Annotated in this window: 15 protein-coding genes; 9 read left to right on the top strand and 6 right to left on the bottom strand. The window is 74.1% G+C overall.

Features of this window, described 5'->3' with window-relative positions:
- Positions 1-77: 77 nt before the first annotated feature.
- Entirely contained in the window at positions 78-1019 is a 942-nt protein-coding gene (locus tag AQJ84_RS37970; RefSeq protein ID WP_037804380.1) for an EamA family transporter, read from the bottom strand.
- A 110-nt stretch (positions 1020-1129) separates the two neighbouring features.
- On the opposite strand from AQJ84_RS37970, the gene AQJ84_RS37965 reads away from it, so the two are divergent.
- A complete protein-coding gene (locus AQJ84_RS37965; RefSeq protein WP_030044349.1) occupies positions 1130-1636 on the top strand; it encodes a MarR family winged helix-turn-helix transcriptional regulator in 507 nt (168 codons plus the stop codon).
- Between the two features lie 6 nt (positions 1637-1642).
- On the opposite strand, the gene AQJ84_RS37960 is transcribed toward AQJ84_RS37965, so the two are convergent.
- Positions 1643-3142 carry an FAD-dependent monooxygenase gene (locus AQJ84_RS37960; RefSeq protein ID WP_053192344.1) on the bottom strand — a complete coding sequence of 500 codons (1500 nt, stop codon included), beginning with the start codon at positions 3140-3142 and terminating at the stop codon, positions 1643-1645.
- Positions 3143-3269: 127 nt separating this feature from the next.
- On the opposite strand from AQJ84_RS37960, the gene AQJ84_RS37955 reads away from it, so the two are divergent.
- Entirely contained in the window at positions 3270-3848 is a 579-nt protein-coding gene (locus tag AQJ84_RS37955) for a TetR/AcrR family transcriptional regulator (RefSeq protein ID WP_030044346.1), read from the top strand.
- Positions 3849-3944: 96 nt separating this feature from the next.
- On the opposite strand, the gene AQJ84_RS37950 is transcribed toward AQJ84_RS37955, so the two are convergent.
- From AQJ84_RS37950 to AQJ84_RS37940, 3 genes are all read right to left on the bottom strand, one after another.
- Positions 3945-4226, bottom strand: a complete 282-nt coding sequence (locus AQJ84_RS37950; protein WP_030044345.1) for a hypothetical protein — start codon at positions 4224-4226, stop codon at positions 3945-3947.
- A 78-nt stretch (positions 4227-4304) separates the two neighbouring features.
- Positions 4305-6410 (bottom strand): 4-alpha-glucanotransferase, encoded by a 2106-nt coding sequence (malQ, locus tag AQJ84_RS37945; protein ID WP_030044344.1) that lies wholly within the window; start codon positions 6408-6410, stop codon positions 4305-4307.
- Positions 6411-6638, bottom strand: a complete 228-nt coding sequence (locus AQJ84_RS37940) for a hypothetical protein (protein WP_030044343.1) — start codon at positions 6636-6638, stop codon at positions 6411-6413.
- A 296-nt stretch (positions 6639-6934) separates the two neighbouring features.
- Here AQJ84_RS37940 and AQJ84_RS37935 point away from each other — a divergent pair, with 296 nt between their 5' ends.
- From AQJ84_RS37935 to AQJ84_RS37915, 5 genes are read left to right on the top strand one after another with little or no spacing between them, the layout of a single operon-like run.
- Positions 6935-7561 (top strand): RNA polymerase sigma factor, encoded by a 627-nt coding sequence (locus AQJ84_RS37935; RefSeq protein ID WP_030044342.1) that lies wholly within the window; start codon positions 6935-6937, stop codon positions 7559-7561.
- Complete coding sequence (locus tag AQJ84_RS37930; RefSeq protein ID WP_053192346.1) at positions 7558-8598, top strand: zf-HC2 domain-containing protein; 1041 nt, start codon at positions 7558-7560, stop codon at positions 8596-8598. Before AQJ84_RS37935 ends, AQJ84_RS37930 begins: the two co-directional genes overlap by 4 nt.
- Before the next feature lie 41 nt (positions 8599-8639).
- Positions 8640-9428, top strand: coding sequence for an ABC transporter ATP-binding protein (locus tag AQJ84_RS37925; protein ID WP_225877431.1), 789 nt, complete (start codon positions 8640-8642; stop codon positions 9426-9428).
- Positions 9425-10756 (top strand): hypothetical protein, encoded by a 1332-nt coding sequence (locus AQJ84_RS37920; RefSeq protein WP_053192348.1) that lies wholly within the window; start codon positions 9425-9427, stop codon positions 10754-10756. Before AQJ84_RS37925 ends, AQJ84_RS37920 begins: the two co-directional genes overlap by 4 nt.
- Positions 10753-11391, top strand: coding sequence for a hypothetical protein (locus AQJ84_RS37915; protein WP_225877429.1), 639 nt, complete (start codon positions 10753-10755; stop codon positions 11389-11391). The genes AQJ84_RS37920 and AQJ84_RS37915 overlap by 4 nt, the downstream gene beginning before the upstream one ends.
- A 76-nt stretch (positions 11392-11467) precedes the next feature.
- Here the strand turns inward: AQJ84_RS37915 and AQJ84_RS37910 are convergent, their stop codons facing one another.
- Complete coding sequence (locus tag AQJ84_RS37910) at positions 11468-12004, bottom strand: HNH endonuclease (protein WP_030044337.1); 537 nt, start codon at positions 12002-12004, stop codon at positions 11468-11470.
- Between the two features lie 336 nt (positions 12005-12340).
- Here AQJ84_RS37910 and AQJ84_RS37905 point away from each other — a divergent pair, with 336 nt between their 5' ends.
- Both AQJ84_RS37905 and AQJ84_RS37900 read left to right on the top strand, forming a co-directional pair.
- The gene (locus tag AQJ84_RS37905) at positions 12341-13429 is read left to right on the top strand and encodes a mechanosensitive ion channel family protein (protein ID WP_030044336.1); all 1089 of its coding nucleotides are present in this window, start codon (positions 12341-12343) and stop codon (positions 13427-13429) included.
- A 345-nt stretch (positions 13430-13774) separates the two neighbouring features.
- Complete coding sequence (locus AQJ84_RS37900; protein WP_053193417.1) at positions 13775-14986, top strand: ROK family transcriptional regulator; 1212 nt, start codon at positions 13775-13777, stop codon at positions 14984-14986.
- Positions 14987-15047 lie beyond the last annotated feature (61 nt).

Raw genomic sequence — 15047 nt, 5'->3', positions numbered from 1 at the left:
CGTCGGCGAGGGGCGCCCGGTGGTACATCGGGCGCCCCTCGGCTGTGTGTCGACAGCCCTCCGCGCAGCCGCGGTTCCTACCGTCGCGGTGCCGGACCCGCCAGGGCCGTCGCATCCTCGCGAGCGGTCGCCGCGGGGGAACGGAACGACGCACCGGACGCGCCGTCCGTGCGCGGTCCCAGCTGTCCCACGACCGTCGCCCCGAACGCCAGGGCCATGCCCACCAGTTGTACGGGCGTGAGTGCCTGCCCGAGCGCCGCCCAGCCGACCACCGCGGCGGTCAGCGGTGACAGTGGGCCGAGGAAGGTGACCTGCGTTGCGGAGAGCCCGCCGATGCCGCGGAACCAGAGCCAGTACGCGACCGCCGTGTTCGCGAGGGCCAGGTAGAGGTAGCCGCCGACCGCCCGGCCGTCCAGCGCGGGCGGTGCCCCCTCGACGAGGAGGGCGAGGGGAGCGATGAGCAGGCCGCCCGCGGTCAGCTGCCAGGCGGTGAGCGCGAGCGGCCCGACCCCGTTCGGGCGGCCCCACCGCTTGGTCAGCACGGTCCCGGCGGACATCGAGGCGGTCGAGGCGAGCGCCGCCAGCACACCCACCGTGTCGAGCGCCCCGGCCGCCTTCAGCACGACCAGGCTCACGCCGGCCGCGGCCACGAACCCGGTGACCACACTGCGTGCGGTCGGCCGCTGCCCCAGCAGCACCGCCGACAGCCCCACGACGAACAGCGGCCCGACCGACCCGACGACCGCCGCCATCCCGCCCGGCATCCGGTACGCCGACAGGAACAGCAGCGGGAAGAAGGCGCCTATGTTCAGCGCGCCGAGCACCGTCGCCTTGCCCCACCAGGCGCCTCGCGGCAGCACCCGGGCGAGGGCCAGCAGGACGAGTCCGGCGGGCAGGGCGCGCATCAGGCCGGTGAACAGGGGGCGGTCGGCCGGCAGGAACTCGGTGGTGACGGCGTAGGTGGTGCCCCAGGAGATCGGGGCGAGGGCGGTGAGCAGGACGGTCCCGGGCCGTGGCATGACGGCACCCTTCTGCGAAGTTAACTTGACGCTGATTAGCTTAGCGCTAAGCAACTTACAGTCAAGCTACTTTCTTGCGGGCGACCTGCCGACGAGCGGATACTCAACGCATGAGCGCACAGCACAGGGACCCGGTCGACGCGATCATCGAGCAGTGGGCCGCGGAGCGGCCCGACCTCGACACCGCCGCCATGGAGGTCTTCGGGCGGATCTACCGGCTCGCGCGCACGATGAGCGACCGCACGGAGGAGGCGTACGCGCCCCTCGGGATCTCCCGCGGCGAGTTCGACGTCCTGGCCACCCTGCGCCGCTCAGGAGCCCCGCACACCCTCTCCCCCCGCCAGCTCTCCGCGACCCTGATGCTCACCACCGGCGGCATGACCGGCCGCCTGGACAAACTGGAGCGGGCCGGCCTGCTCCGCCGCTCCCCCGACCCGCACGACCGCAGGGGCCTCCAGGTGACCCTGACGGACAAGGGGTTGAAGCTGGTCGACGAGGCGGTGGGCGCGGGGCTGGCCGTCCAGACACAGGCCCTGAAGGCCGCCTTGGACGACCAGCAGGCCGAGCAGCTGTCCCACCTGCTGCGGGAGTTGCTGGCGGGGACCGAGAGGGCCTGAGCCGGCTCAGCCCACACGGGACGCGAGAGCGGACTCGACCGTCGCCCGGTCGGCGCGGTCGGCCGCCCAGGCCACGTATCCGTCGGGGCGCACGAGGACCGTCGTACGGCGGTCGCCCGCCCAGCGCTCCACGGCCAGCCGGCCCCGGCGGGCGCCGTGGACCTCGTACCCCTCGGGAGTGATCAGCACGAACCGTCCGCCGCGCAGGGACTCGTAGAGGCGGCCGCCGGCGGCGAGGGCGGCGTCCGGGGCGCGGGTGCCGGCGAGACGGTGGGCGCCGCGAGGGGCCGGGTAGCGGTAGCCGATGCCGGTGAGCCTGCCGGCCATCCTGCGGCGGGCCGGGGCGACGACGTTGAGGAAGGTCGCCACGGTCGCCCGCAGCGCCAGCTCCCAGGGACGCCGGGCCATGGCGAGGCGGACGATGCCGCCGCTGCTGCGGAGCACCGACCTGCCGACCGGGTGCCGTTCGGTCTGGTAGGTGCCGAGGAGTGCCGGGTCCGCGTGGCCGCCGAGCACCTGGGCGAGCTTCCAGCTCAGGTTGGCCGCGTCCTGGAGGCCGGTGTTCATGCCCTGGCCGCCGGCCGGGGTGTGGACGTGCGCGGCGTCGCCGGCCAGGAAGACGCGGCCGACGCGGTAGGCCGGGACCTGGCGCTCATCGCTGTGGAAGCGGGACATCCAGCGGGCGTCGTGCATCCCGAAGTCGCTGCCGAGGGCGAGCCGGGTGACCTCCTTGACCTCGTCCAGGTCCAGGGGCTCGCTGTCCGGGACGTCGCGGACCCGGTTCCAGCCGATCACGCGGTAGTAGCCGTCGCCGAAGGGTGCGAGGAAGGCGAAGGCGTCGCCGGCGGCGTTGACCGTCAGCAGGGTGTCCGGCTCCTCGGCCAGCCGCACGTCCGCGAGTACGACGGAACGGATCACCGAGCGCCCCGGGAAGGGCAGTCCGACCGCGTCCCGCACGGAGCTGCGCATGCCGTCGGCGCCGACGACGTACGCGGCGCGCAGCCTCTCGGCCGCCCCGCCCTTCTCGTCCCCGCTGCCCCCGCCGGCCCGGACCTCGACGGTCACGCCGTCCGCGTCCTGTGCCAGGCCGGTCACCTCGGTCTCGTACCGGAAGTCGACGCCCGCCTCGACGGCCCGCCGCTCCAGCACCTTCTCCACCTCGTACTGCGGGAGGACGAGGAGGTGGTTGAAGCGGGAGGGCAGGGTGTCGAGCTCGACGGTGAGCCGGCGGAAGAGGCTCATGCGGTCGAGGGGGCGGCCGACGGCTTCGAGTTCGTCGGCGAGACCGCGGGCGTCCAGCTGCTCGAGGGTGCGGGCGTGCAGGACGAAGGCTCGGGAGAGGTTGCCGACCTGGTGGGGGCGCTTCTCGACGAGGGTGACGGGGACGCCGGCGGTGGCGAGGTCGCCGGCCAGGAGAAGGCCGGTGGGACCGGAACCGACGACGATCACGGAGTGGGGGGTGGGAGTGCCGTGGGGGGTGCCAGTGCGGGTGCCGGTGCCGTCCATGAGGGCCTCCTGATGCCGGCGCTGGTTTGTCGGCAGCCGTTTGCCAACACCTGTTTGCCAACGCTTGTTGGCGAGCGTAACGCGGCGCCACGCAAGGGTCAACACGTGTTGGCCTACACTTGTTGGCATGACGGAAAGCAGCTCCTCCCCGCAGCCCAGGCGTTCCGACACCACCCGCAACGCGATCCTCGCCGCGGCCCGCGAGCGGTTCGCCGCCGACGGGTACGAGCGGGCCACCATCCGGGCCATCGCCAAGGACGCGCGCATCGATCCGTCGATGGTGATGCGCTACTACGGCAACAAGGAGGGCCTCTTCGCGGCGGCGGTCTCCGTCGACCTGGAACTGCCCGACCTGACAGCGCTGCCCCGGCAGGACGCGGGCCCGGCGCTCGTCACGCACTTCCTGCGCATGTGGGAGGACAACGACGTGCTCACCGCCCTGCTCCGGGTCGGCGCGACCAACGAGGCGGGGGCCGAGCGGATGCAGGGCATCTTCCGGGACCAGGTGCTGCCGGTCACCCGTGCGGTGTGCCCGGACCCCGAGCAGGTGCCGACGCGGGCCGCGCTCGTGGCGACCCAGCTGCTGGGGCTGGCACTCACCCGGTACGTGCTGCGGCTGCCGGCGGCCGTGGCGCTGCACCCCCGGGAGGTCGTGGCGTGGCTGGGGCCCGCGGTTCAGCGGTACCTGACGGCACCCAGCCCCTGAGAGGGGACCTCGCAACACGCCGAAGGCGCCGGCCTCGCCCACGTACGCGGGTGCGCGTACGTACGGCGGGGTCGGCGCCCTCGGGGATGCGCCAGGTCAGGCCTTCGAGCCGGCCTTGGCCTTGGTCTTGATGTTGCGGGTGGTCACCCGGTGCGACTCGTGCGACTTGTCCAGGACCATCACCAGACCGGCGATGACCGCGAACAGCACGATCGGGGCCACGACGAAGAGTCCCAGCGTGTCGATGACACTCAGGCCCGGGCCGGGGTCGTCACCGTCGTCGCGGGTCAGCGCGAGCGCGGGAGACGACATGAGCAGCAACATCAGCGTCGTACCGGCAGCCAGGGCGCCGGCGCGCAGGGCGTTCTTCTTGTCCACGGGGCCAAAGTACCCAACGGCGATCGGAGTCGCTCGCCCGGGGGGTGCGTACGAGGCGCGGACCGGCCGCGAACACCCTCACTCCCGCCCGCCCGACGCGGCCTGGGGCGCTGACCGCACCACCTCGACCAGGGCGTGCAGCCGCGGCGAGGCCGCCAGTTCCTCCAGCGTCACCGGCCGCCCCTCCGTGTCCGCGATCGGCAGACGCCAGTTCGGGTACTGGTCCCACGTGCCGGGGAGGTTCTGCGGGCGGCGGTCGCCGACGGTGTCGGGCAGCCAGACGCCGATCATGCGGGCCGGGGTGTGCAGGAGATAGCGGTGGACGGCCTGGATCTCGGCCTCCTCGGCGGACACGTCGGTGCCGCCGCCGGTGCCGTGCAGCAGGCCGAGCCGGGCGAGCAGCTCAAGCCACTCGGCCGTGTCCGCCGAGGCCTCCGCCCGTTCCTCGTCCAGGGGGCGGGCCAACAGGCCGAGGCTGTCACGGAGTTCGACGTGTTCGCCGGTGAGGCGGGCCGCGGTGGGCGGCAGGTCGTGGGTGGTGGCGGTGGCCAGGCAGTCGGCGCGCCACTGGTCGGGGGGCAGGGGGCGGCCGTCGCCGCCCCAGTCGCGTTCGAACCACAGCACCGACGTGCCGAGCACCCCTCGCTCGCGCAGCGTCTCGCGCACCCCGGGTTCCACCGTGCCCAGGTCCTCGCCGATCACCACGGTCCCGGCGCGGGAGGCCTCCAGGACCAGGACGGCGAGCATGGCCTCGGCGTCGTAGCGGACGTAGGTGCCCTCCGTGGGCAGCTCGCCCTGGGGCACCCACCACAACCGGAACAGGCCCATGACGTGGTCCATGCGCAGGGCACCGGCGTAGCGGAACAGGCCCCTGAGCAGGGCGCGGAAGGGCGCGTACCCCGACTCGGCCAGGCGGTCCGGCCTCCAGGGCGGCAGGCCCCAGTCCTGGCCGCGGGCGTTGAAGGCGTCCGGGGGCGCGCCGACCGACATGCCGGCCGCGAAGTGGTCCTGCTGCGCCCACGCGTCGGCGCCGCCGGGATGGACGCCGACCGCGAGGTCGTGGACCACGCCCACCGGCATGCCCGCCTCCCGGGCCGCACGCTGGGCGGCGGTGAGCTGGGTGTCGGTGAGCCAGGCGAGACGGCAGTGGAAGTCCACCCGGTCCATCAACTCGCCGCGGGCGCGGGCCGTTTCGGCCGAGCGGGGGTCACGCAGGCCGGCCGGCCAGCGGTGCCAGTCAACACCGTGCACCTCGGCGAGGGCGCACCAGGTGGCGTGGTCCTCGAGGGCCTGGCCCTGCTCGGCGAGGTAGTCGACGTAGGCGGCGCGGCGGCCGGGCCCGAGCGGCACGTCCCGGACCAGCTCCAGCGCCTCCCGCTTGAGCTCCCACACGGCGTCCCGGTCGATCAGCGCGCCCTTCTCCAGCACCGACGCCCGCAGCCGCCCGGCCCGCTCCAGCAGGGCCCGCGCCCGCTCGCCGTCCTCGACGTGGGCGTACTCGGGGATGTCCTCGACCCGCAGATGGACCGGGTCGGGAAAGCGGCGCGAGGAGGGCCGGTAGGGGGACGGGTCGGTGGGGGCACCGGGTACGGCCGCGTGCAGCGGGTTGACCTGGATGAACCCGGCGCCGAGCGCGCGGCCCGCCCAGGCGGCGAGTTCGCCGAGGTCGCCGAGATCTCCCATGCCCCAGGAGCGCCGGGAGAGCAGGGAGTAGAGCTGGACGAGCAGGCCGTACGAGCGTCCGGGGGGTGCGGGCAGCCGGGGCGGGGCCACGATCAGGTGGGCGCGGGCGGTGCGGCCGTCGGGGGCCGTGGCGGTCAACCGGTGGAAGCCTGGCGGGAGTTGGTCGGCGGTGGCGCGGATCTCGCCCTGTTCGGTCTCGATGCGCAGGCGGGTGCCGTCCGGGAGGGCGTCGAGGGCGGCGGGGCGGGCGCCGCTCCAGCACGCCACCGTCGGGGGCAGCAGGCGTTCGCGCAGTTCCCGCTCGCGGGCGGCGAGTGCGTCCCGGACGGCCGCGGGGGTGTCCGCGTCGACGCCGAGGGCCGACAGGGCCCGGGTGACGGCGGTGACCGAGGCCGCGACCGTACGGTCCGGGGACGGGCTGTAGGAGGTGGCGACGCCGTGCAGGGCGGCGAGCCGGGACAGGTCCTCGGAGGGCGGCTCGACCGGCCGGGACGCGGTCACCTAGGGCTCCGCGTGCGCGTCGGACTCGCTGGTCAGGGGGGCGGCGTCGGCGAGCGGCGGCTCGCTGGTGAGGGGTTCGGCATCCGGCAGCGGCGGTTCGCTGGTGAGGGGGGTCTCCACGCAGGCTCCCTCCGCGCTGAACACGCAGAAGTGCAGATCGGGTGCGGCGGACGGCTCCGCCTCGGGTTTGGAAGGGGCCGGGAGCAGAAGGTGTGCCGATGCGGCCACGGGGGCCTCCTTGTCGAGTTCGACGATCGGTTATCGCAGCCCTACCCAGTGGTCGCGGCGGCAGACGTATCGAGAGGGACAACGTGCGTCTCCTCACATTCTGTTCCGGCTAGGGCTCTCCAGACCGGTGCAAACGCCGCAGGACGGCCGGCTCCCTCCACGACTGGGGCAGCCACGACCGGGACAGTCACGGGTGGGACAGCCAGGGGTGACGCACGACACACGGGAGGCGCTCAGGGCCGTGAACCGCGCGCTCGGAGCCGGTCGATAGAGGGGGTGTGAGACTGTTCCGCCCCATGGGGGGCCAGCGGGAGAAGGACGAGGGAGCCTCCGACGAGGCGGACGCGGCACTGCTGCGCGCGGTCGCGGCCGGGGACTCGGCGGCGATGGCCGAGCTGTACGACCGGCACGCGGGCTGGCTGCACGCCCGGCTGACCCGGCGCTGCGCCGACGCCGAGGTGGTGCGCGAGGTGCTCCAGGACACGTTCGTCACGGTGTGGCGGTCGGCGGCCGGGCACCGCGGTGAGGAGGCCGGCGGCTGGCTGTGGACCATCGCCGCGCGGCGCCTGGTCGACGCCCGGCGGGCGCACGAGCGGGCGACGCGACTGGAGGCCGCTCCGATGAACGCGCCACCGGACGAGGCGCACTCCACCTACGCGTCGGCGTCGGCGTCGGCGTCCGCGGAGGACCGGGTGCTGGCGGCCCTGGAGTACGGCGACGTGGGCACCGCCCTCGACCGGATCTCCCCCGAGCTGCGTGAGGTGCTGCGCGCCACGGTCGTCGACGGGCTGACCACCCGAGAGACGGCCCGGCTGCTCGGCATCCCCGAGGGCACCGTCAAGTCCCGCGCGATGCGCGCCCGCGCCGAACTGCGCGCGGCCCTCGCCCAGTTGAACCCGTCACCGCTGGGAGGCCCGGCATGACCGGCTGGCACGCGTCCGACGACCTGGTCACCCGCTACGGCGACGGCACCCTGCCGGAGCCGGACGCCTGGTCCCTGGAGAAACACCTGGAGAGCTGCGGCCACTGCGCGGCCCGCGTGTCGCACGCGGTACGGACGACTCCGGCGGGCGTGGTGCTGGCGGAGGTGCGCGGGGCCGTACTGGGGGCGGCCCCGGCACCTGCCCCGGCTCCGGCCCCGACCGGAGCCGGGGTCGCGGTCGGAGCCGGTGAGGTCCCGGCGGGTGCGGCCGGGGTCGCGGTCGGAGCCGGTGAGGTCCCGGCGGGTGCGGCGCCCGGTGCGGTCCCCGCCAGGACCGCGCCGCGCCCCTCCCTCCCCTCCACCCGAGCCCGCATCTGGTCCTCCCGGTACCTGGGGCGCCCCTCCCCCGTCCCCCGCCTCACCCGCGTCCTGTGGGCCGCCGGGCCCGCCGTGCGCGGCGCCTGGTTGCCGGCCGTGCTGCTCGTGGCGGTCGGGGCGGTCGTGCTCGCCTACGGGGCCGGGTTCGCGGGGACACGCCCCCTGCTGCTGGCGGTGGCGCCCCTGGTGCCGGTGGTCGGGGTCGCGCTGTCCTACGGGGCGCATGCCGACCCGCTGCACGAGATCGCCGCGTCCACGCCGGCCGCGGGGCTGCGGCTGGTGCTGACGCGGACGGTCGCGGTGCTGGCGGTGAGCCTGCCGCTGCTGACGCTGGCCGGGCTGCTGGTGCCGTCCTCGGGGGCGCCGGGCGCGGCCGCCTGGCTGCTGCCGGGGCTGGCGCTCACGCTGGCCTCGCTGGCCCTGGCCGGGTACGTCGGCTGCCGTACGGCGACGGCCGTGACGGGCGGCGGCTGGCTGTGCGCCGTGCTCGTCCCGGCGCTCGCCGCGCCCGGCGGCCGGCTGACCGCACGGCTGTCCGAGCAGCTCTCGTACTGCCTGGACGGCGCCCCGGCGCAGGGCGGCTGGGCGGCGGCGGCCGTCCTGTGCGCCGTACTGCTGGCCGCCCGCCGTCCCGCCTACGACCGCCTGGAGAGGCCGTGACCACGGCCGCGCCCTCCTCGCCTGCCACCTCTGGAGAACCGTTGAGCACGATACGAGTGGCCGGGCTGAGTGTCCGGCACCGCAGGACCCTCGCCCTCGACTCGGTGGACCTCGACTTCGGCCCCGGTGTGCACGGGCTGCTCGGGCCGAACGGCGCGGGCAAGACCTCGCTGATCCGGGTCCTCGCGACGGTCGCCGCGCCGACCGACGGCCGGGTGGAACTGCTCGGGGACGACGTCCGCGACCATCGGCGGCGGGCTGCGGTGCGCCGCCGGCTGGGTTATCTGCCGCAGGAGTTCGGCTACTACCCGGGCTTCACCGTGCGGGAGTTCGTCGCGTACGTGGCCTGGCTGAAGGAGATGCCCGCCGCCGACACCCCGGCCGCCGTCGAACGGGCCGTCGCCCGCGTCGGCCTCGCCGACCGTGTCGACGCGAAGGTGAAGACGCTGTCCGGCGGCATGGTCCGCCGCGTCGGTATCGCCCAGGCCATCGTCAACGACCCGGACGTGCTGCTGTTCGACGAGCCGACCGCCGGTCTCGATCCGGAGCAGCGGGTGGAGTTCCGCGAGCTGTTGCGCGAGCTGGGCACCTCGTCGACGGTCATCGTCTCCACGCACCTGGTGGAGGACGTGGCGGCGGCCTGCACGGAGGTCACCCTCATCGAGTCGGGCCACGTCGCCTACCGCGGCACCCCCGAGTCGTTGACCGCGCTCGGCGAGGCGGCGGGCGGCGTCGGCGACAACCCGATCGAGCGCGGCTACACGGCCGCCCTGCGCACGCACCGCGCGTCCCCCGCACCGGCCCTCGCTGTGGAGGGGACGGCGCGATGACCCTCGTGGCGGAGAGAAGGCGGGAGCGCTCGCGGCATCCCCTGCGCGCCGAGGTCGTCCGCGGCTTCGGCCCCTGGGCGGGGGCCGCCGTCCTGTTGATGCTCACGGTCGCGCTGGCCTCCAACTCTCAGCAGTGGCAGGGCGGCTGGGCCGAGACCCGGGAGCGTCTGCACACGGCGTCCGGGCTGCTCGCCGTCCCGCTGGCGCTGGCCGCGGGCTGCTGGCACGGCGGCCGCGAGCGCAGACGCCGTACCGAGGAGCTGATGACGGTGTCCGCGCGCGGTCCGCTCGCCCGGCTGCTGGCGTCGGCGCTGCCGCTGGTGCTGTGGGTGGTCGCCGGACACGCGGTCGCTACCGTCCTCGCCTGGCTCGCCACCTGGTACCGCGCCACGGGTGACAGCCCGTACCCGGTCACGCCGCTCACGGACGCGGTCGTGCTGGCGTCCGCCGTCCTGGCGGGCCACGTCGTGGGCCGGGTGGTGGCCTGGCGGCTCGGGGCACCCCTGCTGGCGGTGGGTGGGTACGTCGGCATCGGCGTCCTCACGTACGGCACCGGCGAGAACGCGCTCGCCCACCTCTCACCCGTCCTCGACGGCACGACCGCCTCTGTCCCGGTGTGGTGGCAGCCGGCGGCGATGGCAGTGTGGGCGGGCGGGCTCGCGGCCGCCGCCGTCCTCGCCTTCGCGGCCCGCCGCCGGGCGGTGGCCGTGCTGCCGCTGACCGCCGCGATCGCCGCGGCCACCTTGCTGGTGCAGACCGGGGACGGCCTGTGGCACACCGGTCCGGTCGCCCGCCGCCAGGTGTGCGACACCTCCACCACCCCGCAGATCTGTGTGAACGCCCGCTACGAGGCCCTTCTGCCGCAGGTCAGGAAGGCCCTGTCCGGTCTCACCGGACGCCTGGAGGGCGTACGGAACCTGCCGGTGCGATTCGAGGACCGGCCGGGGCGGCCGGCCCGGGACGAGGTGGAGCTGCCGATGCTCACGCCGATCGGCCGGAGCGTCGTACGGGGGCGGCTCACCGATCCGCGGCAGTACGCGTGGGAGGCCGGGATGGCGTTGTACGGCCGCGCCGAGTGCGACCGGACGGATCCCCGCGTGCAGCGGATCGACGACGCCGTCGAGAACTACCTGGCCCCCAGCGCCCTGGAGAAGGACTTCGACGAGATGTACGCCAAGGGCAGCGAGGCCGACCGCGCCGAGCTCCGGGAACAGCTGAAGGCCCGCGCCCGGCTGCGCGGGATGGGCGAGCAGGAGCGCCGCGCGTGGCTGTCGGAGTACTTCGCGACGGCGGACGAGTGCACGCCGGACGGGGTGCCGACGCTGTGAGCGCACCCACCCTGCGCCACGACCGCGCACTCGCCGCCGGACTGCTTCTGTACGCCCGCTCGCGTACCGTCCCGCGCGCCCTCGTCGTGCTCCTCGCCACCGCCGGTCTCGCCGTGTGGGCGGCGCACAGCCTGAACGCCCACATCGATCCGGATCGACGGGTTCCGGTCGTGGCGCTGGCCCCCCTGTTCGCGGCGGCGGTGATCGGCTCCAGCCTGCACACCGCGTCCGACGAGCTGGACCGCACCGCGGTGCGCCCGTGGTGGCGGCTGCGCGCGCTGCACCTGCTGGCCCTGACCGGGCTCGCCGCGGCCCTGCTGCCGGTGGCGGTCCTCGGGCACACCTCCGTGTTCGGTCCGCCGGCCATGATCCGCAACACGCTGGGCGGTACGGGCCTGACCGCCGCCGCGGCCACGCTGGTCGGCGCCCGGCTGAGCTGGCTGCCGGCCTTCGGCTACGTCAGCGCGGTGTACCTGGGGGCGGCCGGTGCCCGCGGGGGCGCGAGCGGGGTGTGGGCGTGGCCGGTGCAGCCGGAAGGGGGCACGGCTTCCTGGGCCACGGCACTGGTGGTGTTCCTGGGCGGCGGGGCGCTGTACGTCGCCCGGGGAGCGCGCGCGGAGGGCCCGCGCTCCTGAGAGCCGCTCGGAGGGGCCTCACGTCCCGGACGTAGGCCCCTCCCTGGCGCCAGGTGTGCGAAAGCCCGGATCGTCGTCAGGCGGAAATGCCGTCGATCCGGGCCAGGGCGTCGTCCGCGCCGAACGGCTGCAAGTACGGCAGCCAGCGCGGATCCCTATGGCCGGTGCCGATGATGCGCCAGGCCAGGCCGGTGGGCGGGGCGGGTTTGTGGCGCAGCCGCCAGCCGATCTCGACGAGATGACGGTCGGCCTTCACGTGGTTGCAGCGGCGGCAGGACGCCACCACGTTGTCCCAGACGTGCTTGCCTCCGCGGCTGCGCGGGATGACGTGGTCGACGCTGGTTGCGACGCCACCGCAGTACATGCACCGGCCCCCGTCCCGGGCGAAGAGTGCCCGGCGGGTCAGAGGAACGGGCCCCCGATAGGGGACCCGGACGAAACGCTTGAGCCGGACCACGCTGGGTGCGGGGACTGTGACGGTCGCGCTGTGCATGAAGGCGCCGGACTCCTCGAGGCACACGGCCTTGTTCTCCAGGACGAGGATGAGCGCGCGGCGGAGCGGTACGACGCCGAGCGGCTCGTACGACGCGTTCAGGACCAGGACATGCGGCACGTGGCCTCCTTGGACGCCGGCGGCGCGTGGCTCGCGCCGGGACGATTCGTAAGTCAGTGTCCCCTCATGCCTGGCCGAAGCGCCACCATGTCCCGGTAACGGGCTGGGAGTGTTTTCGACCACATCTGAAGCATCCCCAGGATCATGAGTTGTTCATCCCACCTGTTCATCCCCAGGCTCAGGCAGTCTCTCCCCCGAACATTGCAACGATCCACACACGATGCCCCGATAGTGTGGTGGGCCTGCCCCACCGGTGACCTTTTCGTGACCTTGAAACACGACGGATGACCTTGACCGCTGCCGGCGGGGCGGACCGCTGCACTGGAGGTACCTGCCGTGTCCTTGTCCGCCGCCCTACTGGCCGCCGCGTCGCCGACGCCGTCCCCTTCCGAGACGACCCCCGCGGTGCCGTCCCTGGAGGACGCGCAGGAGAGCGCGACGAACGCCGCCAGCTGGGTCGAGCAGAACTGGTCCACCTGGCTCGCGATCAGTCTTCGGGTCCTGCTGATCCTGGTGATCGCGGCGGTGCTGAGAGTGGCGGTGCGGCGGGCGATCACCAAGCTGATAGACCGCATGAACCGGTCGGTGCAGTCGGTCGACGGCTCCTCCCTCGGCGGTCTGCTGGTGAACGTGGAGCGCAGGCGTCAGCGCTCGCAGGCGATCGGCTCGGTGCTGCGCTCGGTGGCGTCGTTCCTGATCCTCGGCACCGCGGCGCTGATGGTGCTGGGGACCTTCGAGATCAACCTGGCGCCGCTGCTGGCGTCCGCCGGTGTCGCGGGTGTGGCGATCGGTTTCGGCGCGCGGAACCTGGTGACGGACTTCCTGTCCGGCGTCTTCATGATCCTGGAGGACCAGTACGGCGTCGGCGACACCATCGACGCGGGTGTCGCCTCGGGTGAGGTCATCGAGGTGGGCCTGCGCGTCACGAAGCTCCGTGGTGACAACGGCGAGATCTGGTACGTCCGCAACGGCGAGGTCAAGCGCATCGGCAACCTCTCCCAGGGCTGGGCGACGGCCGGCGTCGACGTGACCGTCCGCGCGGACGAGGACCTCGACAAGGTGAGGCGCACCCTGAACGAGGTCGCCGAGAAGATGAGCAAGGAGGAGCCCTGGAACGAGCTCCTCTGGGGCCCGATCGAGGTGCTCGGCCTGGACAGCGTCCTGCTCGACTCCATGGTGGTCCGCGTCTCCGCGAAGACCATGCCCGGCAAGGCCCTCACCGTCGAGCGCGAACTGCGCTGGCGCATCAAGCGGGCCTTCGACGCCGCGGACATCCCGATCGTCGGCGGCCCGCCCCTCCTGACGGAGGCCCCCGCCGACGCCGACCCGACGGCCGGCATGGCGGCCCCGTCGGCGTACTCCAACACGGCTTCGCCACAGGCCCAGGCGGCCACCCCGCTGACGCCGCCGAGCCCGACGAAGTAGCCGCGAGGGCACGGGGCACAACCAGGCGGCGAGAGGGGGGAGGGGCGACACGCCCCTCCCCCCTCTCGCGGTGCCCCCCTCCCCCTCGTGGTGCCCTCCCCCCTCGCCATGCCCTCCCCCCCTCGCCATGCCCTCCCCCCTCGCCATGCCCTCTCTCCTGGTGGCGCCCTCCGTACCGCCCGCAGGTAACGACTCTGTTGCCTCGGCCGACGCCTCTTGACGACCCCTTCGCACCGGTCCTATGGTCCAGACCACCGAACAGGAAACCTTCCTAACAATCACGCGGATGGACTTCCCGGTGTGATCACTGGGAACCTGGACAGCCGAAGGGCAGGTGTGGACCCCATGGCAGGAACCGCCGGTACGCCGGGCACCCCGCGCGTCCTGCGCGCCATGAACGACCGTGCCGCCCTCGACCTCCTGCTGGAGCACGGGCAGCTGTCCCGCACCCGGATCGGCAAGCTCACCGGCCTGTCCAAGCCGACCGCGTCCCAGCTCCTGGCCCGCCTGGAGGCGTCGGGGCTGGTCCTCGCGACCGGCACCAGCGAAGGCAGGCCGGGCCCCAACGCCCAGCTGTACGAGGTCAACCCGGCCGCCGCGTACGCCGCCGGGCTCGACGTCACCCCCGAGCGGGTACGCGCCGCCGTCGCCGACATCACCGGCCGCACGGTGGGGTCGTACGAACTCCCGACACCGGGCCGGCGCCCCGCCCAGCCCGTCGTCCGGCAGGTCACCGACGCCCTGGACGGCGCGGTGAAGGCGGCGGGGCTCACCCGCGACGACGTCCACCGGCTCGTCATCGCCACCCCCGGCGCCTTCGACCCCAACACCGGCCGGCTGCGCTACGCCTCCCACCTCCCGGGCTGGCACGCCCCCACGCTGCTCGACGAGCTCGCCGCCATCCTGCCGATGCCCGTCGAGTACGAGAACGACGTGAACCTCGTCGCCGTGGCCGAGCAGCGGCTCGGCGCGGCCCGCGGGCACGGCGACTTCGTCCTGCTGTGGAACGAGGGCGGCCTCGGTGCCGCCCTGGTCCTCGGCGGCCGGCTGCACCGCGGCTGGACCGGCGGCGCCGGCGAGGTCGGGTTCCTGCCGGTGCCGGGCACCCCCCTGGTCCGACAGGTCAGCAAGGCGGGCAGCGGCGGCTACCAGGAACTGGCCGGCTCGCAGGCGCTTCCCAGGCTGGCCCGTGAACTCGGTGTCCAGGACATCCCGTCGGGCCCGTACGCCGAGGTCGCGGCGACCCTCGTCGAACGGGCCGCCGAGGCCGAGGACGGCCCCCACCGGCGCCTCCTGGAGGCGTACGCCACGCACCTCGCCACCGGTCTCGCCTCCCTCGTCTCCGTCCTCGACCCCGAACTCGTCGTCCTCAGCGGCGCCTCGCTCACCTCCGGCGGGGAACCCCTGCGCGCCCTCGTCCAGGCCGAACTGGAGGAGCTGGCCGCGTCCCGGCCCCGGCTCGTGGTCGGCGACGTCCGTGAACACCCCGTGCTGCGCGGCGCGTTGGAGAGCGCGCTCGCGGCCACCCGCGACGAGGTCTTCGACACCTCGCGCTGAGCCCCAGGCCCCTCACCGAAAAGCCCCGCACGCTCACACACCCACCACCGTTGCCCTGCCC

Source organism: Streptomyces resistomycificus (assembly GCF_001514265.1).
GTDB classification, from domain to species: Bacteria; Actinomycetota; Actinomycetes; order Streptomycetales; family Streptomycetaceae; genus Streptomyces; species Streptomyces resistomycificus.
The sequence above is the reverse complement of the archived record's forward strand: the minus strand, read 5'-3'. Positions and strand labels throughout refer to the sequence as shown.